At 71.0% G+C, this 22,331-nt stretch carries 16 protein-coding genes; 9 read left to right on the top strand and 7 right to left on the bottom strand.

What is annotated here, in order from left to right:
- The first annotated feature begins 67 nt into the window (after positions 1–67).
- The 3 genes from AB0M35_RS16195 (at position 68) to AB0M35_RS16205 (ending at position 3,424) form a co-directional block, all read left to right on the top strand.
- On the top strand, positions 68–586 hold the full coding sequence (locus AB0M35_RS16195) for a MarR family transcriptional regulator (protein WP_363746208.1): 519 nt from the start codon (positions 68–70) through the stop codon (positions 584–586).
- Between the two features lie 6 nt (positions 587–592).
- Positions 593–2,365, top strand: coding sequence for a CocE/NonD family hydrolase (locus tag AB0M35_RS16200; RefSeq protein ID WP_363745966.1), 1,773 nt, complete (start codon positions 593–595; stop codon positions 2,363–2,365).
- Between the two features lie 162 nt (positions 2,366–2,527).
- A complete protein-coding gene (locus tag AB0M35_RS16205) occupies positions 2,528–3,424 on the top strand; it encodes a hypothetical protein (RefSeq protein ID WP_363745968.1) in 897 nt (298 codons plus the stop codon).
- 100 nt (positions 3,425–3,524) lie between these two features.
- Here AB0M35_RS16205 and AB0M35_RS16210 read toward each other — a convergent pair whose 3' ends face one another.
- A complete protein-coding gene (locus AB0M35_RS16210; RefSeq protein ID WP_131303415.1) occupies positions 3,525–3,728 on the bottom strand; it encodes a cold-shock protein in 204 nt (67 codons plus the stop codon).
- 238 nt (positions 3,729–3,966) lie between these two features.
- Here AB0M35_RS16210 and AB0M35_RS16215 point away from each other — a divergent pair, with 238 nt between their 5' ends.
- Positions 3,967–4,575 carry a VTT domain-containing protein gene (locus AB0M35_RS16215; protein WP_363745970.1) on the top strand — a complete coding sequence of 203 codons (609 nt, stop codon included), beginning with the start codon at positions 3,967–3,969 and terminating at the stop codon, positions 4,573–4,575.
- Between the two features lie 19 nt (positions 4,576–4,594).
- On the opposite strand, the gene AB0M35_RS16220 is transcribed toward AB0M35_RS16215, so the two are convergent.
- Both AB0M35_RS16220 and AB0M35_RS16225 read right to left on the bottom strand, forming a co-directional pair.
- Positions 4,595–5,248 (bottom strand): MBL fold metallo-hydrolase, encoded by a 654-nt coding sequence (locus AB0M35_RS16220; RefSeq protein ID WP_363745971.1) that lies wholly within the window; start codon positions 5,246–5,248, stop codon positions 4,595–4,597.
- Positions 5,249–5,254: 6 nt separating this feature from the next.
- On the bottom strand, positions 5,255–5,971 hold the full coding sequence (locus AB0M35_RS16225) for a maleylpyruvate isomerase family mycothiol-dependent enzyme (protein ID WP_363745973.1): 717 nt from the start codon (positions 5,969–5,971) through the stop codon (positions 5,255–5,257).
- Positions 5,972–6,139: 168 nt separating this feature from the next.
- Between AB0M35_RS16225 and rsgA the strand changes: the two genes are divergently transcribed.
- The 3 genes from rsgA (at position 6,140) to AB0M35_RS16240 (ending at position 11,116) form a co-directional block, all read left to right on the top strand.
- Positions 6,140–7,171 (top strand): ribosome small subunit-dependent GTPase A, encoded by a 1,032-nt coding sequence (gene rsgA / locus AB0M35_RS16230; protein WP_363745975.1) that lies wholly within the window; start codon positions 6,140–6,142, stop codon positions 7,169–7,171.
- A 375-nt stretch (positions 7,172–7,546) separates the two neighbouring features.
- Complete coding sequence (uvrA, locus tag AB0M35_RS16235) at positions 7,547–10,486, top strand: excinuclease ABC subunit UvrA (RefSeq protein ID WP_363745977.1); 2,940 nt, start codon at positions 7,547–7,549, stop codon at positions 10,484–10,486.
- Positions 10,487–10,639: 153 nt separating this feature from the next.
- A complete protein-coding gene (locus tag AB0M35_RS16240) occupies positions 10,640–11,116 on the top strand; it encodes a Rieske (2Fe-2S) protein (RefSeq protein WP_363745979.1) in 477 nt (158 codons plus the stop codon).
- Positions 11,117–11,174: 58 nt separating this feature from the next.
- Here AB0M35_RS16240 and AB0M35_RS16245 read toward each other — a convergent pair whose 3' ends face one another.
- Complete coding sequence (locus AB0M35_RS16245; RefSeq protein WP_363745981.1) at positions 11,175–14,441, bottom strand: penicillin acylase family protein; 3,267 nt, start codon at positions 14,439–14,441, stop codon at positions 11,175–11,177.
- 194 nt (positions 14,442–14,635) lie between these two features.
- Between AB0M35_RS16245 and uvrC the strand changes: the two genes are divergently transcribed.
- Positions 14,636–16,609: an excinuclease ABC subunit UvrC gene (gene uvrC, locus AB0M35_RS16250; RefSeq protein ID WP_363745982.1), complete on the top strand. Its 1,974-nt coding sequence runs from the start codon at positions 14,636–14,638 to the stop codon at positions 16,607–16,609.
- Between the two features lie 8 nt (positions 16,610–16,617).
- Here the strand turns inward: uvrC and recQ are convergent, their stop codons facing one another.
- Together recQ and AB0M35_RS16260 are read right to left on the bottom strand one after the other, a co-directional pair.
- Entirely contained in the window at positions 16,618–18,543 is a 1,926-nt protein-coding gene (recQ, locus tag AB0M35_RS16255; protein WP_363745983.1) for a DNA helicase RecQ, read from the bottom strand.
- Positions 18,544–18,565: 22 nt separating this feature from the next.
- Positions 18,566–20,542, bottom strand: coding sequence for a BTAD domain-containing putative transcriptional regulator (locus AB0M35_RS16260; RefSeq protein ID WP_363745985.1), 1,977 nt, complete (start codon positions 20,540–20,542; stop codon positions 18,566–18,568).
- Positions 20,543–20,648: 106 nt separating this feature from the next.
- Here AB0M35_RS16260 and AB0M35_RS16265 point away from each other — a divergent pair, with 106 nt between their 5' ends.
- Positions 20,649–21,527: an alpha/beta hydrolase gene (locus AB0M35_RS16265; RefSeq protein WP_363745987.1), complete on the top strand. Its 879-nt coding sequence runs from the start codon at positions 20,649–20,651 to the stop codon at positions 21,525–21,527.
- 66 nt (positions 21,528–21,593) lie between these two features.
- Here the strand turns inward: AB0M35_RS16265 and AB0M35_RS16270 are convergent, their stop codons facing one another.
- Complete coding sequence (locus tag AB0M35_RS16270) at positions 21,594–22,244, bottom strand: hypothetical protein (protein WP_363745989.1); 651 nt, start codon at positions 22,242–22,244, stop codon at positions 21,594–21,596.
- Positions 22,245–22,331: the final 87 nt, after the last annotated feature.

A 22,331-nucleotide genomic window follows, 5' to 3' on the forward strand; every position in this document is an offset into this window, starting at 1 on the left:
GCAGGCTGGGCTATGCTGCGCATCCGGAGACCTCGGGAGGAAGCAGCGGGACGTGGCAGGGCACGGGATGTACCGGCGGCGTGACACCCGACGGGAGATGTTGGTCGCGGAGATCACCGCCGAGCTGCGGCGCTACTGCGTGGACGCCCAGCACGTCGGGCATGCCTTCGCCGGCCAACACGGTCTCAACGGCACCGACCTACAGGCGTTGATCGCCGTGATGGACGCCGAACTGTCGGGCGAGCCGATCACCCCCGGCAAGCTCGCTGAACATCTGGACCTCTCCTCCGGCTCCGTCACCGCGCTGATCGACCGGTTGGAACGGGCCGGGCACCTCCGGCGCGACCGGGACACCACCGACCGGCGCAAGGTGCTGCTGCACTACGCGGAGCAGGGCGCCTCCGTCGCTCGGGATTTCTTCCGCCCGCTCGGTGAGCGTACCGACGGCGTGATGGCGGAGTTCCGGGACGAGGAACTTGAGGTGGTGTACCGGTTCCTCACGGCGATGGGCCTCTCCCTGCGGGAACACCGCGACGCGATCCGCGACGCCCGGGTCACGCCGCCGCCGCGGCATCGGGCGGGTTGAGCGCCGGTGCTCGATCGGCTGGCGTCCCGACTCGCCGTGGTCGCGTTGCGGCTGCCTCGGGCGCGTACCCGAAGGATCACCGTCACCCGGGACGTCGCGGTCCGGGCCAGGGACGGGGTGATCCTGCGTACCGACCACTACGCCCCCGATCCGGCGGACGCGCCCACCGTGCTGATCCGCACCCCGTACGGCCGGGGCGGGCCGATGCGGCTGCTCTGCCGGATCGCCGCCGAGCAGGGATTCCACGTGGTCATCCAGTCGTGCCGGGGCACCGGCGGTTCCGGCGGGGTGTTCGATCCGTTCGTGCACGAACGCGACGACGGGCTGGACACTCTCGACTGGCTGCGCCGGCAGCGGTGGTGGTGCGGCGCGTTCGGCATGTTCGGCGCCAGCTACCAGGGCTTCGTACAGTGGGCCCTGGCCGCCGACGCGGGCGAGGAACTGCGGGCCATGGTGGCGGTGGCCACCGCCTCCGCCACCCGTGACTCCACGTACGCCGGGGAGTCGTTCGCCCTGGACACGGTTTTGACCTGGGTGGAGCTGCTCCAGGCGCAGACCGTGCCCTGGCTGGCCCGGCAGTGGGAACTCAAACGGGGACAGCCCCGGCTGCTCGCCGCGCTGTCCCACCTGCCCCTGGTCGAGGCCGACCGGGTCGCCACCGGCGTCACCGTTCCCTTCTTCCAGGAGTGGCTGCGGCACCACACGCCGCAGGCGGACTACTGGCGCACCCGGGTCTTCGACGACCGGCTCCACCTGGTCCGGGCGCCGGTGGCGATGATCAGCGGCTGGCACGACATCTTCCTGCCGGCCCAGCTGCGCGACTACGCCGCGCTGCGCGCCCTGGGGGCCCGCCCACGGCTGATCATCGGTCCCTGGACCCACGGCAGCCCCGGCCTGTTCGTCGCGGCACTGCGCGAAGGGCTCGGCTGGCTCGGCACCCACCTGCCCACCACCGCCACTGCCCAGCACACCACCGCCACCGTCGACCTCGTCGAGCCCGCCGCCCCGGCTGCCGGCACTGACCAGCCCAGCACCCCGGCCGCTGGTGCCGATCGCTCGGCGGCTGCGGAGCCGGCGGACGGGCCGGTGCGGATACATGTGGGTGGCGTCGGGGGCGGTTGGCGCGACCTGCCGGACTGGCCGCCGCCGGCCGAGGCCACCCGGTGGTACCTGCACCCACAATCGGCGCTGCGCACCGCTGCGCCGGTGCCGTCACCGCCGGACGGATTCTGGTACGACCCGGCCGACCCGACGCCCTCGCTCGGTGGTCCGCTGCTGGTGGCCCAACGGTCCGGGCCGGTGGACAACCGGCCCGTCGAGGCTCGACCCGACGTGCTGACCTGGACCAGCGAGCCGTTGACCAGCCCGGTGGAGGTGATCGGGCCGGTGCAGGCGGAAATTCACGTACGCAGCGAACTCGATCACCTCGACGTCTTCGTGCGACTGTGCGACGTGGACCGCCGGGGCCGGTCCTGGAACATCTGCGATGGACTGGTCCGGATCGACCCACAGCGTCTGCCTGCCGACGACTCCGGTGCCGTGGCGGTCGCGGTGCAGCTGTGGCCGGCCGCCCACCGCTTCGCCCCCGGGCACCGGCTGCGTCTGCAGGTCTCCGGCGGTGCCCACCCCCGGTACGCGCGCAACCCCGGCACCGGCGAACCACTCGGCGCGGCGATCACGCTGCGTGGTGGATATCGGGAGATCCTGCACGACCCCGAGCATCCGTCCGCAGTGGTCATGCCGGTCGTCCACTCCGACTCTCAGCTTTTCCCTAGGTGAACATAACCCCTCTGAGCTGGGCATTCATCGAATAGGCGGCTATGGTGGTGGCACGCCCGGCGCCGTGCAGCTGAAAGTCGGGCCGCCTGTGAGGTATCCCCGCCGCGTGACGCGGTGTCACGGTCGTGCCCGATTCGCGACGAGACCGCAAAGGGGGAACCCATGACGCGGGCACCAGAAAACCTGTTGGCCGTCCGCCGGTTACTGCTCGAACATCTCAACCGCGACCCCAACCGGGTACGCGACGAGGATCTCGAACCCAACGAGGTCGGCATCGTCGGCGATCCCAACCACCGCGGCGGCTACCACTGTGGTTCCGACCGGGTGGTGGCCAACGACTACTCGGTGGTCGAGTCGTCGCGGGACCGCAACGGCCTGACCCTCGACGCCGCCGCGCTCGACGTGGGCACCTTCCAGGTCACCGTCGGCGGCCGTACGCACAACCTGACCACCTTCTCCACCTGGTGTGTGGCGCAGTGCACCGCCAACGCCGCGGACACCAGGGACATCCGGGAGATCATCTACTCGCCGGACGGCAAGGTGGTCCGCCGCTGGGACCGGCTCGGTCGGCGCACCACCGGCGACCGATCCCACCTGTGGCACACCCACTTCAGTTTCTTCCGCGACTCGATCAAGGCGAACCGCGACCAGACGCCACTGTTCCGTCGCTACCTGACCAGCATCGGTCTCATCCCGCAGAAGCCGGAGGCGAACGACATGACACCCGAGGAGCACAACTGGCTCAAGACCGTCCACCGCAACCTGACCGTCCTGGACGGGCGCAACCCGATCGGCCAGACGTACACCCGGATGGCGATGGGGGAAGACCACACCGACCCGAAGTTCCAGGTGTCGCATCCGACGTTGCGGAGCATCGGGGCGCAGCTGACCGCGCTTGAGACGGCGATCGACTCGCTGATGAACCGTGACTTCACCGACGAGCAGGCGATCGTCACCGGAGTGCTCGCCGGGCTCACCCCACAGGAGATCGCCGCGGCGATCCCGCCCACGGTCGCCCAGCAGGTGGTGCAGGAGTTGGGTCGGCGGCTGGCCGCCTGACCGCAGGGGTCGAGTCGGCTGCTGACCGCCTGACCGTGGCCGGGCGCATCGGGGTTACGGGTGGCGGCGGCCGATTCTCGACCGCCGCCACCGGCACCGGTTACAGCGGACGGACGTTGTCCGCCTGCGGACCCTTCTGCCCCTGGGTCACGTCGAACTCGACCTTCTGACCCTCGGTCAGCTCCCGGTAGCCACTGCTCGCGATCGCCGAGTAATGGACGAACACGTCAGGTCCGCCGCCGTCCTGCTCGATGAAACCGAAGCCCTTTTCCGAGTTGAACCACTTCACGGTGCCGGTTGCCATGCGTTCTCTCTCCCTGTTCCAGCGGGCGACCCACGGCTGCGCGCCAGTGATCGCCCAATACCTTCCCGACATTAACCGGTGGAAAGCATATTTGCCGGGCGAAGCGCCTTAGGTTTTGCGGGAGCGGCGCACATCGCCCTGCCTGAGGGAGTTTCAGGGATCACCCGGAGATGATTGCGGGCAACGTCGGGTGGAAACCCGATGTTGGTGGCGGTGCCCAGGCCATAGCGTACGGGGTATGGCAGACGCGCTGGCCCAGGTCGGAGAGTTACCCGTGGCCCTGCTGATGGCGGTGCTCGGGGTGGTCATGCTCTTCGACGCGGTGCCGCTGTTCGGCGTCCTGGTTCCCGGTGACGTGGCCGTGCTCGCCGCAGTGGCCGTCGGTACGCCCGGCACCGGCCTGGCGACCTTCGTCGCGGTGGTCACCGGGTGCCTGGCGGGCTGGTCGCTGACGTTCCTCGTCGGCCGGCGGTGGGGTGAGCGGCTGCGCCACAGCCGCTTCGGTGCCTGGGTCGGCGAGCACCGCTGGGCGGCGGCCGAGCGCATCCTGCGCCGCGACGGCGGCCGGCTGGTGCTCATCGCGCCCTTCCTGCCGGTGTTCAACGCGCTGCTGCCGTTGGCGGCGGGCGGCCTGCGCATGTCGTACCCGCGGTTTCTCGGTTTTGCGGCGCTCGGCGCGGGCGCCTGGGCCGGGCTCTACCTGGCGGTGGGCACCGCGTCGCGGTCGCTGGCCGGCCTGCTACCGGGCGGCACGAATCCGTTGCTGTTCACCATGGTCGGGGGTCTGTTGCTGGCCGCGTTGGTGCTGCTCGGCACGCGGCGCAGGCTGCGTACGGTCACCGACTGACCCCCGACCACGGCGGCGTTCACCAGCCGCGCGCCCGCCATTCACCCAACTGGGGACGCTCCGCACCGAGCGTCGAGTCCCGCCCGTGCCCCGGGTAGAACCACGTCTCGTCCGGCAGCCGGTCGAACAGCTTGTGCTCCACGTCGTCGATCAGGGACGCGAAGCGTTCCGGATCCTGGTCGGTGTTGCCGATGCCACCGGGGAAGAGACTGTCCCCGGTGAACAGGTGCGGGACGCCGTCCGGGTCGCGGTAGAGCAGCGCCACCGAGCCCGGCGTGTGCCCCTTGATGTGGATGACCTCCAAGGCGCAGTCGCCGACCGGTACGGTGTCGCCGTCGGCCAGGGTCTGCGCCTCGATCGGCAGCCCGGCCGCGTCGTCGGCGTGCACCAGGGCGCGGGCGCCGGTCTTGGCGACGACCTCCTCCAGCCCGACCCAGTGGTCCATGTGCTGATGGGTGGTGATCACCGCGGTCAGCCCGGCGTCGCCGATCAGTTCCAGCAGTCGAGGCGCCTCGTTGGCCGCGTCGATCAGCACCTGCTCGCCGGTGTTGCGGCAGCGCAGCAGGTACGCGTTGTTGTCCATCGGTCCGACCGACACCTTGCTGATGGTCAGCCGGTCGAGTTCGCGCACCGCCGGGGGGCCGCCGGGGCTGACTTCTCCGTCGTAGGTCATGTCTGGCTAGATCCATTCCGGTGGGTCGGGTAGCTGACCGTCGGGGGTGACGGTCAGGGTGGTACCTGGGCTGCGGCCGGTCAACCAGGCCGCGACCTCGACCGCCGGACCGGAGACGACGGGCGCCTGCGCGCGGTCACCGATCACGAGTTCGTGACTGCTGCCGTCGAAGCGCAGCACCAGCGAGGGCCCGTCATCGCGGGCGGCGAGGTCGGTGGCCACCTCGTGCAGCAACCGGTGACCGAAGCTCGGCGACCAGTCCTCCGGCCGGTAACCGGCGGCCAGGTCGACATGATGGATCTCCAGCTCCCGTAGTCGACGCCAGACGAGCAGGGAGGCCGGCAAGGGGCCGCGCCGGGTCTGCACGGTGGCGGCCCAGGCCGGCACCGGCATCGCCGCCACCGCCTCGGCGTACCGGTCGGCGCTGCGGCGCAGGTCGTCTAGGTGTTCGCCGGGCGGCCGGGGCGCGCCGGCCGCGATGTCGGCGCTACGGGCCTCGTCGCTGGCGTACATCGGAATCAGTTCGCCGGTGCGGGCCGAGGTGAGCGCGTTGACGAGGGCGTCGGCGTTGCGGGACAGATGGGCCAGAACGTGACCGCGGGTCCACCCCGGCAGCAGCGACGGCTGCGCCAGGTCGGCGGCGTCGAAACGTGCCGCCGTGCGAAGCAGGCGAGCCGTGGCGTCGTCCACGTCACCGGTCAACAGCAGGGGGTCCATGGTCACGTTTCGACCCTAGCCCGCCGTGCCGGTCGCGTCGCCGGGGAATTCACTTCCGGCGCGGCAGCACGGCTCCTACCGTTGGGGATGTTCGCGGCGCCGGAGCGGAGGAGGTGGTGGTCATGCCGGTCACCGCACGTCTGTATCACCCGCAGCGACCCTGAACGAGGAGCCTTGAACATCACACTGACCGCCCTGGGTTGGGACGACGACCGGGCGGCACACCTGAGTCGTATCCACACCGATCACCGTCCGGGCCGGGTCGCCCGGGTCGACCGTGGCGTCTGCACCGTACTCACCGAGCAAGGGCCGGTCCGGGCCTCCTGCGGCGGTGCCGTGCTGGCCGCCGCCGTGGGTGACGCCACCCGGCTGCCCGGCGCGGGCGACTGGGTCCTGCTCGGCACCTGGCCCGACGCCCGGGTGACGGTGGAGGCGGTGCTGCCCCGGCGTACCGCGCTGATCCGGCGTACCGCCGGCAAGGACGCCAGTGGTCAACTGCTGGCCGCCAACCTGGACACCGCCGCCGTGGTGGAGCCGGTGCACCCCGCGCCGAACGCCGCCCGCATCGAGCGGCTGCTCTCCCTGGTGCACGAGTCGGGCGCCCGGCCGCTGGTCGTGCTCACCAAGTCCGACCTGGCGTCCGACCCGGCGGCGGTGGCACGTCAACTGGAGGCCCTCGCACCCGGGGTGCCGGTGCTGGCGGTCAGCGCCGAGGCGGGCACCGGCCTGGATCCGCTGCGCGCCGAGGTGGCCCCGGGCCGGACGCTCGGCCTGCTGGGGCCCTCCGGCGCCGGCAAGTCGAGCCTGGTCAACGCGCTGGTCGGAGCAGTGGTCATGCCGACCCAGTCGATCCGGCGGGTCGACGGCAAGGGGCGACACACCACCACCTGGCGGGCGTTGGTGCCGCTGCCCGGCGGCGGCGCGGTGCTGGACACCCCCGGGGTACGGGCGGTCGGCCTGCTCGACGGCGCGTCCGGCCTCGACCGGGCCTTCGGCGACATCGCCGACCTCGCCGCCGGCTGCCGGTACGGCGACTGCGGGCACGACGCCGAGCCGGGCTGCGCCGTGCAGGCCGCCCTGGCCTCCGGCGACCTGTCCACCCGCCGCTGGCAGAGCTGGCGCCGCCTCCACCGCGAAATGACCCACGAAACCCACCGCCACACCACCCGCCCCGTCCGCCCCACCCGCCCCCGCCACCCCCGCTGACCCGCCCGCCCGCTCTCCCCACCCGCCCCGCCCCGCCCGCGCTCCCTCTCGCCCCGCCCCGTCGATCTTGCACTTTTGGTCGCCCGAATACCGGTTGTGATCGGTTATGTCCCGACCGGAAGTGCAAGATCGGCGAAGTGAGGGCGGGGCGGGGGGGGGGCGGGGGAGGGCGGGCGACGGGGCGGGGAGGGTGAAGTCGCGGGGGTGGGGAGGGGGTGTGGGGGAGGGGGAGGGGTGGGATGTGTGGTGGGGGGAAGTTGTCGTAGGGCGGGTCTACAGTTGCCGGGGCGCACTCTCCGCGCTGGCACAACCGCTGGGTTCACCCTGAAAGCGGACAGATCCTCCTCTTCATCCTCACCCGGGAGTACACGGACCGTGGCCGACCGTCTGATCATCCGTGGCGCACGCGAGCACAATCTGCGTGACGTCAGCCTCGACCTTCCCCGGGACGCCCTGATCGTGTTCACCGGGCTGTCCGGGTCGGGCAAGTCGAGCCTGGCGTTCGACACGATCTTCGCCGAGGGGCAGCGCCGGTACGTCGAGTCGCTGTCGTCGTACGCCCGGCAGTTCCTCGGCCAGATGGACAAGCCGGACGTCGACTTCATCGAAGGGCTGAGCCCGGCGGTGTCGATCGACCAGAAGTCGACCTCACGCAACCCGCGTTCCACCGTCGGCACCATCACCGAGGTCTACGACTACCTGCGGTTGCTGTTCGCCCGGGTCGGTGAGCCGCACTGCCCGGTCTGTGGTGAGCGGATCTCCAAGCAGAGCCCGCAGCAGATCGTCGACCGGGTCCTGGCGATGGCCGAGGGCACCCGGTTCATGGTGCTCGCCCCGGTGGTGCGCGGTCGCAAGGGTGAGTACGTCGACCTGTTCGCCGAACTCCAGGCCAAGGGGTACGCCCGGGCCCGGGTCGACGGCGTGGTGCATCAGCTCACCGACCCGCCGAAGCTCAAGAAGCAGGAGAAGCACACCATCGAGGTGGTGATCGACCGGCTCAGCGTCAAGCCGAGCGCCAAGCAGCGGCTCACCGACTCGGTCGAGGCGGCGTTGGGGCTCTCCGGCGGCCTGGTCCTGCTCGACTTCGTCGACCTGCCCGAGGACGATCCGGGTCGGGAGCGCCGCTACTCCGAGCACCTGGCCTGCCCCAACGATCATCCGCTGGCGATCGAGGACCTGGAGCCCCGGGTCTTCTCCTTCAACGCGCCGTACGGCGCCTGCCCCGAGTGCACCGGCCTGGGCACCAAGAAGGAGGTCGACCCGGAGCTGCTCGTGCCCGACCCGGAGCGCAGCCTGCGCGAGGGCGCGATCCAGCCCTGGGCCACCGGCCACAACCTGGAATACTTCCTGCGCCTGCTGGAGGCCCTCGGCGAGGCCGAGCACTTCGACATCGACACGCCCTGGCGGGCGCTGCCGTCGAGGGCGCAGAAGACCATCCTGCACGGCTCCGACGACCAGGTGCACGTGCGCTACCGCAACAAGTACGGCCGGGAGCGGTCGTACTACACCGGCTTCGAGGGCGTGGTGCAGTGGATCGAGCGCCGGCACTCCGATACCGAGAGCGAGTGGTCCCGGGAGAAGTACGAGGGCTACATGCGCGACGTGCCGTGTGCGGCCTGCGGCGGTGCCCGGCTCAAGCCCGAGGTGCTCGCCGTCACGCTGGCCGGGCGCAGCATCGCCGAGGTGTGCAACCTGTCCGTCGGTGAGTGCGCCGACCTGCTGGCCGGCATCGAGCTGACCGACCGGCAGAAGTTGATCGCCGAGCGGGTGCTCAAGGAGATCAACGCCCGGCTGCGGTTCCTGCTCGACGTCGGCCTGGACTACCTCTCCCTGGACCGCCCGGCCGGCACGCTGTCCGGCGGCGAGGCGCAGCGCATCCGGCTGGCCACCCAGATCGGTTCCGGGCTGGTCGGTGTGCTCTACGTGCTGGACGAGCCATCCATCGGTCTGCACCAGCGCGACAACCACCGGCTGATCGAGACCCTGGTCCGGCTGCGCGGGCTGGGCAACACGCTGATCGTGGTGGAGCACGACGAGGACACCATCCGCACCGCCGACTGGATCGTCGACATCGGCCCCGGCGCGGGCGAGCACGGTGGGCAGATCGTGCACAGCGGCTCGGTGCCGGCGCTGCTGGCGAACCCGGAGTCGATCACCGGGGCGTACCTCTCCGGTCGTCGGGAGATCCCGACGCCGAAGGGCCGCCGGTCGCAGACCCCCGGGCGTGAGCTGGTGGTGCACGGCGCCCGCGAGCACAACCTGCGCAACCTGACGGTGAGCTTCCCGTTGGGCCAGCTGATCGCGGTCACCGGGGTCAGCGGCTCCGGCAAGTCGACCCTGGTCAACGACATCCTGTACGCCGTGCTGGCCAACCAGATCAACGGTGCCCGGCTGGTGCCCGGCCGGCACACCCGGGTCTCCGGGCTGGAGCACGTGGACAAGGTCGTCGGCGTCGACCAGTCGCCGATCGGGCGTACGCCCCGGTCCAACCCGGCCACCTACACCGGGGTCTGGGACCACGTGCGCAAGTTGTTCGCCGAGACCACCGAGGCCAAGGTGCGGGGGTACGGCCCCGGCCGGTTCTCGTTCAACGTCAAGGGTGGCCGCTGCGAGGCGTGCTCCGGCGACGGCACGATCAAGATCGAGATGAACTTCCTGCCCGACGTGTACGTCCCGTGCGAGGTCTGCAAGGGCGCCCGGTACAACCGGGAGACCTTGGAGGTGCACTACAAGGGCAAGACGGTCTCCGACGTACTGGAGATGCCGATCGAGGAGGCGGCCGAGTTCTTCTCCGCGATCCCGGCCATCCACCGGCACCTCAAGACCCTGGTCGACGTGGGTCTGGGCTACGTACGGCTGGGCCAGCCGGCGCCGACACTCTCCGGCGGTGAGGCGCAGCGGGTCAAGCTCGCCTCCGAGTTGCAGAAGCGCTCCACCGGGCGGACGGTCTACGTGCTCGACGAGCCGACCACCGGCCTGCACTTCGAGGACATCCGCAAGCTGCTGATGGTGCTGGAGGGCCTGGTCGACAAGGGCAACACGGTGATCACCATCGAGCACAACCTCGACGTGATCAAGAGCGCCGACTGGCTGATCGACATGGGTCCCGAGGGCGGCCACCGGGGCGGTACCGTGCTCGCCACCGGCACCCCGGAGGAGGTCGCCGAGGTCGCCGAGAGCCACACCGGGCAGTTCCTGCGTACCGTGCTCAAACTTGACGGCGCGGCCAAGGGCGCGGCGGCGGCCACCGCCCGGGCGGCCAAGGCGAACGGAAGCAAGTCGCGCGGCGGTCGCAAGACCGTCGCGGCCGGCTGACCCGGCATCGGGGCGGCACGCTGTGGTGTTCGCCGCCGTAGGTGGGTCGATCGGTCCGTGGGGTGGTCGATCGGGTGAACCGCCAGGCAGAGTGGTCCCGGTTGGGGAAGGTAGCCACGGATCATGCACGGTGGTAGCCGAGGAGGGCATGGGATGACTGACGACCAGGCGACGACTAAGCCGGTGCGGACACGGCGGGCACTGCTGGCCGGCGCGGGCGCGGCCGGCGCGGCGGCGGTGCTGGCCGCCTGCGGCGGCGGGGACGACGACGGCGCGGCGACCACCAGTCCGGGTCCGCAGGTGACGAACACCGGCGACGCCGGTGGGGGCGGCCGACAGGACAGCCAGTCCCTGGCCCGGACCAGCGACATCCCGGTCGGCGGGGGTGCCGTCCTGCCCGCCCAGGGGATCGTGATCACCCAGCCGTCGCCGGGCGAGTTCCGTGGCTTCGACCCGAAGTGCCCGCACCAGGGGTGCAACGTGACGACCGTCGAGGGCGGCACGATCAACTGCGTCTGCCACAACAGCCGGTTCTCCATCGAGGACGGCTCGGTGCAGTCCGGCCCGTCTCCCGCGCCGCTGGCGGCCAAGGACGTGAAGGTCTCCGGCGACCAGATCTCCCTCGCCTGAGCCTGCCCGCCCGTCGTCGGCCGTGGCCGGGATGAGTCCCGGCCACGGCCGATCGCACTCAGTGGGCGTACACGGACAGCTCCCACAGGGAGAAGCCGTAGGAGGTGCTTCGGGTGAGGCCGTACATCCGGACGTAGCGGGCCTGCTGCGGGGTGAAGGCGACCACATCCGTGCCGCCGTCGCCGGCCGTGGTCGACCAGACCGGCCGCCAGGTGTTCCCGTCGCTTGAGACCTCGACCCGGTACGACCGGGCGTATGCCGCCTCCCAGGCCAGCACCACCCGACCGACCTGTCGGACGCTGCCCAGGTCCACCCTGATCCACTGGTTGTCGGACCAGGAACTGGCCCAGCGGGTACCCAGGTCCCCGTCGACGGCGCGGGCGGCACCGTTGCCGAGTTGGCTGCTGGAGGCCGTCACCGGCCGTCCGACGGCCAGGTTGGTCAGGTCGTTGCCGCGGCGGGCCGGGAACGAGACCACCTGCTGGTAGGTGGGGCGGTTCTGCCAGGCGATGGTGGCGTGCTTGATGCCGCCCAGCGGGGACTGGATGATCGCGTCCGCGCACCACTGGTCGCCGGCGGCGCAGCTGGCGTCACCGGGATACGTCGTGGTGGCCGGGGTGGTCGCCGCCGTGCGCAGGGTGTCCAGCAGGATCTGCCGGCACGAGCCGAGGTTGCCGTTGCCGCAGAAGGTACGCCCGGGTCCACCGGCGACCGGGGCACCGAGGACCGCCCGCAGGTCCTTGTCGACGTAGCCCCACCAGCCGTACTGGAACGCCGAGCCCTTGTGGGTCTGTGCGCCGTTGGCCGAGGACGGCAGGTTCGACACGTCGCCCTGCTGAAGGCCGGAGGGCGACTCGTTGATCTGGAGGGTGTTGACCAGGGACTGGTAGAGGTCCGGGCCGAGCGGTTCCCGGAACATCCCCCGTACCAGCAGGGGCCACCAGGCGTCGAAGGTGCGGATCGCCTCGGCGTGCTGGTAGACCTTGGAGCCCTTGGCGGTCTCCACCCGCAACGCCCCCGCCTGCCGCCACGCCTTGAGCCGGCTGATCTCGGTGGTCAGCGCGGCGTCGGTGACCGGCTGGCTCTCCAGCACCCGGATCAGCTCGTCGAGCACCTCGGCACCGCGCAGGTCGGTCAGGCCGGCCCGCTGCACCAACTCGGTCAGCGAGGCCCGGTCGAACTTGCGGCCCGCGGCGATGGCCGCCTTCACCGGCTTGTCCAGCAGGTCACCCCGGTGTACGGCGCCGAAGCTGAAGTTGCCGTCGGCCGCCCCGAAGTCCTTGGCCTGCTTGTTGTTCCAGCTGATGTAGTAGTCCTGGTCGATCGACTGCGGGTGGGCGGAGCGTGGCGCGTACCGGGCGGTGCGGGCGTCCGGGTCGAAGTCCTGCCACTCGTAGGCGCGATCGGCGCGCATCGGCAGGTTCGGGTTGCTGCCGGTGGCCCGCACCGGGTTGAGCCCGGAGTTGAAGTACGCCGACTGGGTGGAGTTCACGTAGAACCAGTTGAAGGCGTACTCGACGTTGTGCGCCGACTCGATGAACGCCGACGCGGTGCCCATCTGGGTCGGGTCGTTGAACATCTGGAACCCGATCGCCGAGTCGGCCTCCCGCCCGTAGGTGGAGCGCAGCTGGGTGAAGGCGTGCGGGACGCCGCCGACGGTGCCGCGCCAGGCCACCAGGCCCAGCTTGGTCCGCCAGGCGACCAGCTTGTACGACCCGGCCGGGGTGCTGTCGGCGACGGTGGGGTTCCAGCGGTTGACGTGCGACAGTTCCTCCATCGCCAGGCACTGGCCACGGAACAGGTAGTGGTTGCTGGCCAGGGTGGGCGTGCCGCCACCGGGTACGCAGAGCGGCACCGCGTACGTGTCGGTGATGTCGTGGACGGCGGAGGTGGCGCTCCAGGCGTAGTCCTGGCCCCGGCCGAGCAGCACGTACAGGTTGAGTCCGGCGAAGGCGGCGCCCCGGGCGCTGATACCGGGGCCCTGCAACTCCTGAACCATCAGCAGTTGCGGGGAGAAATAACCGGTCTGCGGCCCGAACACGGCGATCGGATGGCCGGTCGCGGAGTGCTCGGCGGAAACTACCGCCGCGTTGGACATGCCCCGGTTGGCCGGGGTGATGGTCATCCCGGACAGCGCGGCGGCCAGCTCGGAGGAGCTGTTGGACCCGGCGGTGGTGGCGGAGCCGGTCGGGTCGGTGACGACCGGTTCGACCCGGGCGGAGCCCGCGTCGGGCAGCACCACGCTGGGGGCGTCGGGGGAGGCGTCACCGTACGGGAAGCTCTGCCCGTCGTGCAGGGTCAGCACGGTCTCCGGGTCGTTCTGGCCCCGGAAGCCGTTCCACACCCGGTCGCCCTCGACCGGGCCGTACTTGGCGCGGGCGGCGATGCGGACCAGCGCGGACTGCATCTCGTTGCCGCCACCGCCACCGAACAGGCCGCCGACCACCCCGGCGATGGCGATCAGGTCGGTCATGGTGAACGGCTTCGGCCCACCGGCGTTGGTGATCGCGTCCATGTGGCCGGTCAGCACGTACTCGCCGGGGCAGTTGCGGCCCGCCATGCAGGTGCGGATGTAGGCGTTGATCCCGGCGATGTACTCCTGCACGTCGGCGTAGAGCTGCTCGCCGCGCGCCCCGCCCTTCTGACGCAGCGCCGCGACCTGCGCGGCCAGGTCGGCCTCGGTGTACGGCGAGGTGCGCCAGACGCTCTGTTCAAGGGCGCGGTTGCCGGGGGCGCCGCCGGCGAACGAGGTCAGGGTGCCACGGCCGACGTGGCGCAGCAGGTCCATGGTGAACAGCCGGTCCTCGGCTCCGGCGTAGCCCGCGCCGTACATGGTGCCGGCCCGGGTGCTCCCGGTGATGTGCGGTACGCCGGTGGCCTTGTCCCGCACGATCCGTACGTCCGAGCGCGGGGAGTAGTCGCGTTCGACCTGGTTGGGGGCGACGCCGAAGGCGGCGTCGTGGAAGAACTCGCCGATCTTCTCCTCGCGCAGCCCGGCGTAGCCGTAGACGAGGTTGGCGTACTTGTCGAGTTGGTCGGCGGAGTGCCGGGGCAGGGTGCCGAAGGCCTGGTTGCCGAGGATCTCGACCAGGGTGGCGTTGCCGTTCTGGCCGGGCGGCAGGATCTCCGAGCATTCGCCGAGGCAGTAGTCGTTGCCGGCGAAGGCGCTGGCGACGTTCACCGCGAGGGTGCTGTTCGCGGGCGCGGCTGCGGTGACGGCGGTGGTGGCGGTGGCGGTGGTCGGGACGGCGACCAGCAGGGCGGCGACGGCGATGGCGCCGGTCGCACCGGCGAGCAGCCGGCGGGTGACGGTGGGAGCAGACATGGCGATCCTCTGTGGACGGGGGGCCATCGGGCGGGATCATTACATGAAGAACATTCGGTTACTGGATGGTAGGCCGAGTCGGTCGATATTGGAAGACGTCAATCGGGATGATCGGGCCTGACGGGCTCAGCCCGGCAGCAAACCGTCGACCAGGGACGATCAGGGCTGTCGGGGGCGGCGACTAGGCTCGGAGCGTGGCTGATCCGTCGACCTACCGCCCCGCCCCCGGCACCATCCCGGAGTCCCCCGGGGTCTACCGGTTCCGCGACGGCACCGGTCGGGTGATCTACGTCGGCAAGGCGAAGAACCTGCGCAGCCGCCTCAACTCCTACTTCGCCGACCTGCTGGGGCTGCACGACCGGACCCGGCAGATGGTCACCACCGCCGAGGCGGTCGACTGGGTCACCGTCGGCACCGAGGTCGAGGCCCTCCAACTCGAATACACCTGGATCAAGCAGTACGACCCGAGGTTCAACGTCCGCTACCGCGACGACAAGTCCTACCCCTACCTGGCGGTCACCCTCGACGAGGAATATCCGCGGTTGCAGGTGATGCGCGGCGCCAAGCGCAAGGGGGTGCGCTACTTCGGGCCGTACTCCCACGCCTGGGCGATCCGCGAGACGCTCGACCTGCTGCTGCGGGTCTTCCCGGCGCGGACCTGCTCGGCCGGGGTGTTCAAGCGGGCCGGTCAGGTCGGGCGGCCCTGCCTGCTGGGCTACATCGGCAAGTGCTCCGCGCCCTGCGTCGGCAGTGTCACCCCGCAGCAGCACCGCGAGATCGTCGACGGGTTCTGCGACTTCATGGCCGGGCGCACCGACACCATGGTGCGCAAACTGGAACGCGAGATGGCGCAGGCCAGCGCCGAGTTGGAGTTCGAGCGGGCGGCGCGGCTACGCGACGACGTCGCCGCGCTGCGCCGGGCGATGGAGAAGCAGACCGTGGTGCTGGGCGACGGCACCGACGCCGACGTGGTCGCCTTCGCCGACGATCCGCTCGAAGCCGCGGTGCAGGTCTTCCACGTCCGGGGCGGTCGGGTTCGGGGCCAGCGCGGCTGGGTGGTGGAGAAGACCGAAGACCTCACCACCGGCGACCTGGTGCACCACTTCTGCACCCAGGTCTACGGCGGTGAGCACGGCGAGGGCGACGTGCCGCGCGAACTGCTGGTGCCCGAGTTGCCCGCCGACGCCGAGGCGCTGGCCGACTGGCTGGCCACCCACCGGGGCAGCCGGGTGAGCCTGCGGGTGCCGCAGCGCGGTGACAAGCGTGCCCTGCTGGAGACGGTGGCGCGCAACGCCAAGGACGCCCTGGCCCGACACAAGCTCAAGCGGGCCGGCGATCTGACCACCCGGAGCAAGGCCCTCGACGAGATCAGCGAGGCGCTCGACATGCGGACGGCGCCGCTGCGCATCGAGTGTTTCGACATCTCCCAGATCCAGGGCAGTGACGTGGTGGCCAGCATGGTCGTCTTCGAGGACGGCCTGCCGCGCAAGAGCGAGTACCGCCGGTTCATCATCCGGGGCGCCACCGACGACCTGTCGGCGATGTCCGAGGTGCTGCGCCGCCGCTTCGCCCGCTACCTCGACACCCGCGCCGAGACCGGTGAGATCGGCGAGGAGACCGCCGCGGATCCGGATCGCCCCGGCGTCGACCCGACCACCGGGCGCCCGCGCAAGTTCGCGTACCCGCCGCAGTTGGTGGTGGTCGACGGCGGTGCGCCGCAGGTGGCCGCTGCCGCGCAGGCCCTCGCCGAGCTGGGCATCGACGACGTGGCGTTGTGCGGCCTGGCCAAGCGGCTGGAGGAGGTGTGGCTGCCCGACGACGACTTCCCGGTCATCCTGCCGCGCACCTCGGAAGGGCTCTACCTGCTGCAACGGGTACGCGACGAGGCGCACCGCTTCGCCATCACCTTCCACCGCCAACGCCGCTCCAAGCGAATGACCGCCTCCGCCCTCGACAACATCCCCGGCCTGGGCGAGATACGCCGCAAGGCCCTCCTACGCCACTTCGGCTCGCTCAAGCGGCTGTCGGCCGCCACCGTCGAGGAGATCACCGAGGTCCCCGGCGTGGGCCCCCGCACCGCCCAGGCGATCCTGACCGCCCTCAACCCACCCGATGCCCCCGTTGATCATGAGGTTAACGGCAGTGGGGGAGATCAACTTCGCCGCTAACCTCATGATCAACCTTGCGAAGGTTCGGCGAGCACAGTGAGGATCTGCTCGCCGTACTTGGCGAGTTTGTTCTCGCCGACGCCGCTGATCCGGGACAGCTCGGCCAGCGAGGTCGGAGTGTCGGCGGCGATCTGGCGCAGGGTGGCGTCGTGGAAGATGACGTATGCGGGGACGCTCTGTTCCTTGGCGGTCGCTGCCCGCCAGGCGCGGAGGCGCTCGAAGGTGCCGGTCGCCTCGGGGGACAGTTCGGCGACCATGGTGGCCGCGCCGCGCGGCTTGGCGGCGCGTGCCGCACGCGCCGGGCGGGCCGCCTCACGGCGCAACATCACCGTACGCCGCCGACCCAGCACCTCGGCGCTGGCGTCGGTGAGCGCCAGGGTGCCGTAGTCGCCCTCCACCGTCAGCAGCCCTTCGGCCAGCAGTTGCCGGACCACACCCCGCCACTCGGCCTCGCTGAGTTCGCCGCCGATGCCGAACACGGTCAGCGAATCGTGCCGATGCTGAGTGATCTTGTCGGTGCTGCGGCCCAGCAGGATGTCGATGCAGTGCCCGGCACCGAAGTGCTGATTGCGTTCCCGATCGAGCCGGAAGACGGTGGAGAGCAGCTTCTGCGCGGCGACGGTGCCGTCCCACGACTCGGGCGGTTCCAGGCAGGTGTCGCAGTTGCCGCAGGTGCCGTCCAGTCGCTGATCGAAGTAGTCGAGCAGCTGTACGCGACGGCAACGGACCGTTTCGCAGAGCGCCAGCATCGCGTCGAGGTGGGCGGCGAGGTTACGCCGGTGCGCCAGGTCACCCTCGGACGTGTCGATCATCTTGCGCTGCTGCACGACGTCTTGCAGCCCGTACGCCAGCCAGGCCGTCGACGGCAACCCGTCCCGGCCCGCGCGGCCGGTCTCCTGGTAATAGCCCTCGACGGACTTGGGCAGGTCGAGGTGGGCGACGAAGCGGACGTCCGGCTTGTCGATGCCCATCCCGAACGCGATGGTCGCCACCATCACCACCCCGTCGGCGCGCAGGAACCGCTGCTGGTTGGCCGCCCGGGTCGCCGCGTCCAGGCCGGCGTGGTAGGGCAGCGCGTCGATGCCGTTGGCGAGCAGGAACTCGGCGGTCTTCTCCACCGAGGCGCGGGACAGGCAGTAGACGATGCCGGCGTCACCCGGATGCTCGTCGCGCAGCAGGGCGAGCAGTTGCTTGCGCGGCTCCCGCTTCGGCACGATCCGGTACTGGATGTTGGGCCGGTCGAAGTTCGCCACGAAGTGCCGAGCCTCGGTCAGGTTGAGCCGGGTGGCGATCTCGGACCGGGTGGCGCTGGTCGCGGTGGCGGTCAGCGCGATCCGGGGTACGCCGGGCCAGCGCTCGTGCAACATCGACAGGTTCAGGTAGTCCGGGCGGAAGTCGTGGCCCCACTGCGACACGCAGTGCGCCTCGTCGATGGCGAACAGGCTGATCCGCCCCCGGTCGAGCAGGCTCAGCGTGGCCCGACTGGCCAGCGCCTCCGGGGCGAGGTAGAGCAGATCGATCTCACCGGCCACGAACTCCGCCTCGACCAGCCGGCGAGTGTCCAGATCGAGGGTGGAGTTGAGGAAGCCGGCCCGGACCCCGACGGCGGTCAGCGCGTCCACCTGGTCCTGCATCAGGGCGATCAGCGGCGAGACCACCACGGCGACGCCGTCGCGGACCAGCGCCGGGATCTGGTAGCACAGCGACTTGCCGCCGCCGGTCGGCATCAGCACCAGCGCGTCGCCGCCGGCCACCACGTGGTCGATCACCTCACGCTGGAAGCCGCGGAAAGCGTCGTACCCGAAGACCCGCCGCAGCACGTCGAGCGCTGCTGTCACCTTCTCGCCGGTAGGCGCATCGGAGGTGGTCAGGTCGGTGACGCTCACGTCGGCGCTGCTCACGGTGGTGCTGATCGACTCGGCGGGAGAAACCATCCAGGGATTCTATGAGCGCCCGTCACTCCCGCGGCGCACGGCTGAGAGCTGTGTCGAGGTCGTCGAGGTGACGTGCGACGGCGCCGACGGTGAGCATGCCGCTGCCCGCCCCGGCCAGCTCGCGGACGGCCGGCGTGAGTTCGATCCGGGCCCGTTTCATGGCTGCCCGGTCGTCGAGAGCGATCGCGGCTTGTGCGGTGAGGCACCACAGGGCCTCGAAGAGCAGGTCGCGTGGCGGATCCGGGGTCTGGCGCAGCACGTCGGCGGCATCGGCCAGGCGGTCTCGTCCCAGTAGGACCAGTGGGCGCGCCCAGGGCGTGTAAGGGCCCCAGTCGGGTTCGTCGTCGCAGCGCAGCGGTTCGCCATGCGACATCCGCAGGCAGAGCAGGGCCAGCGGCAGGAGGCCCCGTTCGACGCCGGGCATGCCGACGTTGGCGTGCTGTCTCGCCGCGTCGCGGTAGGCCGCTTCGGCGGCCTGGGGCGACGGCTCGGTCGCGGCCAGCCGCAGGGCGCGGTACCACTGGGTGAACACGCCGACCAGCGGACGGTCGTGCCGTGCGGCGAGCCGGTCCGCCGCGTTGGCGTGCTGGTTGGCGGTGGCGAAGTCCGCGAGCGCGCTGCGGGCCTGCAACCGGACGAGATGACCGAGGATCTCGAACGTCCCCAGGCCGTGCTGGGCGGAGAGGGCGACGAGTTCGGCGCCGATCTGGTCCCGCTCGGGCGCCAGGCCGGCACGGTGAAAGGTCTGCATGAACACGCCGTTCAGCGCGAAGGCCAGCAGGGCCGGGTCGCCCAGGCGGCGCGCGATGCGTTGCGCCTCCTGGGCTGCCTCGGGTCCGCGTGCCGCCCGCGTACCGCGTGACTCCACCGCGATCGTGGCCAGCAGCCGGGCTCGGGTCGCCTCGGACGAGCCGGGACGCAAGGCGGTCAGGGCCCGCTCGGCCGCCGTCACGATCTGCGCCGCCTGAGCGGGATCATCCGAGCGCGTCCAGATCGCGGGTACGTCGTAGCCGCCGACCACCTGGGCAGTGAGATCGGCATCACCCAACTGCTCGGCGGCGGCGATCACCGCGATCCGCTGCTGCCGCGCTGCCTCAAGTCCGCTCGCGCCCGTTACGGCGAGACTTCGCAGCAGGCCGACCGTGGACTCCAGTCGGGACCCGGAGCCGGAGGCCACGGCGCGGTCGTACGCCGCTGCGGTCTCCGCCCAGACCCGTTCCGGTCCCGCCGCGGTGGGACTGTCGCTGACCCCGTCGGCCTGCCGGAGGATGTCGGTTTCCAGGCGACGCAGTCGCGGGCTCGGATCGATGCCGAGCTGTTCCAGCAGCAGGCCGCGAGCTCGGCGTAGTACCGCAAGCGCATCACCCTGGCGTCCCGCGCGGTACAGGGCAAGGGCCAGCAGCCGCCACGCCTCCTCCCGCCACGGATGCTCGGCGACGTGGGCGTCGAGATCGGGTACGACCTCCGAGGCACGCCCGACGGCAAGCCGCGCCTCGGCGCGCTGCTCGATCGCGTTGAGCCGTAGCTGTTCGAGGCGGGAACGCTCGACCAGCGCCCACGGCTCGTCGTCGAGGCCGGCGAACGCGGGCCCCCGCCACCAGTTCAGCGCCCGATCGAGCCGTTCGACTGCCGCTTGCGGCGGCGCTTCGGACGCGACCGCGACCGCGTCCTCGAACTGCCAGGCGTCGACCGCGTCCGGCGCCACTCTGAGCGCGTAGCCCGGGCCCTCGGTGACCAGCAACCGAGCTGGCTCGCGTGGTGGACGCTGCGGCTCCAGCGCCCGCCGCAACGCCGCCACGAACGTGCGGACGCTGCCCACCGCGCCTGGTGAGGGCTCCTGCCACAGGTCATCGACGAGGCGGTCGACCGGTACGACCCGACCGCGTGCGACGAGGAGTCGCGCCAGCACCGCGCGGTGTTTCGGCCCCTTGAGGTCCATCGGCGCGCCGGAGCCGTCCCAGGCGACGACCGGCCCGAGCACACCGAACCTGACCTGCACCGATCGAACCGCCCTTCCGTACCTGCGCTCAACGTATCGCGCTCATCGTTTACTCATCCGCGCTCGGCAGGCTGGGTTCGTTCCAGCTGACGAGAGAAGGACGACCATGACCATCACCGTTCCCGGTTTCGACTACCAGCGCGTCGCGGTCGACGAGGACGTGACACTCAACGTGGCAGTGGGGGGTACGGGCCGCCCGATCGTGCTGTTGCACGGCTTTCCGCAGACCCACGTCATGTGGCGGCACGTCGCCGTCGACCTGGCCACCGAGCACACCGTGATCTGTCCCGACCTGCGCGGTTACGGTGCCAGCGACAAGCCCGAGGTGCGCGACGCGGACACGTACTCCAAGCGGACCATGGCCGCCGACATCGTCACGCTCGCCGGCAAGCTCGGCCACGAGCGCTTCGCCCTGGCCGGACACGACCGCGGTGCTCTCGTCGCCATCCGCGCCGGACTCGACCATCCCACGACGATCTCGCACCTCGCCATCCTCGACGTCCTGCCGACGCTGGACATGTGGGACATCCTGCACGGGTCCTCCGCCGCGGTCGCCTTCCACCTCTACCTGATGGCCCAGCCGCCCGGCCTGCCGGAGCAGATGATCAGCGCCAGTGCAGACGCCTTCTTCGGCTACTTCCTCGACGGGTGGGCCCAGAATCCGCAGGCCATTCCGGCGGAGCTGCGGGCGGAGTACCTGAGGGCATCCCGCGAGGCGGTTCCCTCCATCGTCGCCGACTACCGGGCCTCGGCCGGCATCGACATCGAACACGACCAGGCCGACCGAGCCGCCGGGAAGCGGCTGCCCATGCCGGTCACCGTCGTGCAGCAGGACTGGGGAGCCGCGCTCGGCTACGACGCCGCCTCGCTGTGGCACGACTGGACCGTTGATCTGGACCACCGCACCACGTCTGCCGGGCACTTCATGGCCGAGGAGGCGCCCGACGAGATCAGCAAGACCCTGCGCTCCCTGCTCGCGCGGTAGCCCGCCCGACGAGATCCGGCAGCCGGACGCGAACTCCGGCCGGGGGAGCGTCCGGCAGGCCCGGTGTCACGCGGCCGGGGTGACGGGCACCCGTTTGGCCCAGCGGACCTCGCCGTCGGCGTCGACGTGGCAGAACGCCACCAACAGGTGCGTCGGGTCGGTCAACGGTTCGGCGCCCATACCCATCTGGAACAGGGCGACCAGGCTGCCCGCGCTGGTCGCGTGGGTGCCCACCGCGCCGAGGTTGTCGGGAGTGGTGAGTGAGTCGCTGGACCAGGGGCGGGCGGCGGTGCCGGCGAGCCAGTCGTACCGCTGGGAAAGCATCTCGTACTCGTCGTCCCAGTTGAATCCGGTGCTGCCGGCGGCGTCCCAGCCGCTGTGCGGTCGGACCACCCGCGCCGGGTTGGTCCGGGTGTCCAGCAGGATCACCTGGTAGGAGCCCGGTCGGGCAGGGCCGGACCAGCTCAGACGCACCAGCACCGACTGATTTTGCGGGTTACCGGTGACGGCGGCGCCGTTGCGCCAGCCGTGTGCGGCGGTCAGGTCGGCCACCTGGCCCGCGGTCGGCAGGAAGGCCTCGACAGTCACCTGGACGACCGCACCGCCCTGCTCCCATTCCCGTTCCCGGTCGCGGAGCCGGTCCACCGTGGCCAGCACGGCGACCGTGGCAGCCACGAGCGCCACCACCCAGCGCAGCCGCGCCCCGTGCCTGCCCATGGCCGGAGGATAACCGTGTCGGCAGTCGGCCGCGGTCAGTCAGCCGACAGGCGAGGGGGCGGATCCCGCCCGGGTGCGGTACGGCGA

Origin of the sequence: Micromonospora sp. NPDC051196 (assembly GCF_040682415.1) — a bacterium.
Classification (GTDB): Bacteria; Actinomycetota; Actinomycetes; order Mycobacteriales; family Micromonosporaceae; genus Micromonospora.

Coding starts and splice junctions, on each gene's coding strand:
- AB0M35_RS16195 (WP_363746208.1), top strand. CDS start 68: ATGTACCGGCGGCGTGACACCCGACGGGAGATGTTGGTCGCGGAGATC.
- AB0M35_RS16205 (WP_363745968.1), top strand. CDS start 2,528: ATGACGCGGGCACCAGAAAACCTGTTGGCCGTCCGCCGGTTACTGCTC.
- AB0M35_RS16210 (WP_131303415.1), bottom strand. CDS start 3,728: ATGGCAACCGGCACCGTGAAGTGGTTCAACTCGGAAAAGGGCTTCGGT.
- AB0M35_RS16215 (WP_363745970.1), top strand. CDS start 3,967: ATGGCAGACGCGCTGGCCCAGGTCGGAGAGTTACCCGTGGCCCTGCTG.
- AB0M35_RS16220 (WP_363745971.1), bottom strand. CDS start 5,248: ATGACCTACGACGGAGAAGTCAGCCCCGGCGGCCCCCCGGCGGTGCGC.
- AB0M35_RS16240 (WP_363745979.1), top strand. CDS start 10,640: ATGACTGACGACCAGGCGACGACTAAGCCGGTGCGGACACGGCGGGCA.
- AB0M35_RS16245 (WP_363745981.1), bottom strand. CDS start 14,441: ATGTCTGCTCCCACCGTCACCCGCCGGCTGCTCGCCGGTGCGACCGGC.
- recQ (WP_363745983.1), bottom strand. CDS start 18,543: ATGGTTTCTCCCGCCGAGTCGATCAGCACCACCGTGAGCAGCGCCGAC.
- AB0M35_RS16265 (WP_363745987.1), top strand. CDS start 20,649: ATGACCATCACCGTTCCCGGTTTCGACTACCAGCGCGTCGCGGTCGAC.
- AB0M35_RS16270 (WP_363745989.1), bottom strand. CDS start 22,244: ATGGGCAGGCACGGGGCGCGGCTGCGCTGGGTGGTGGCGCTCGTGGCT.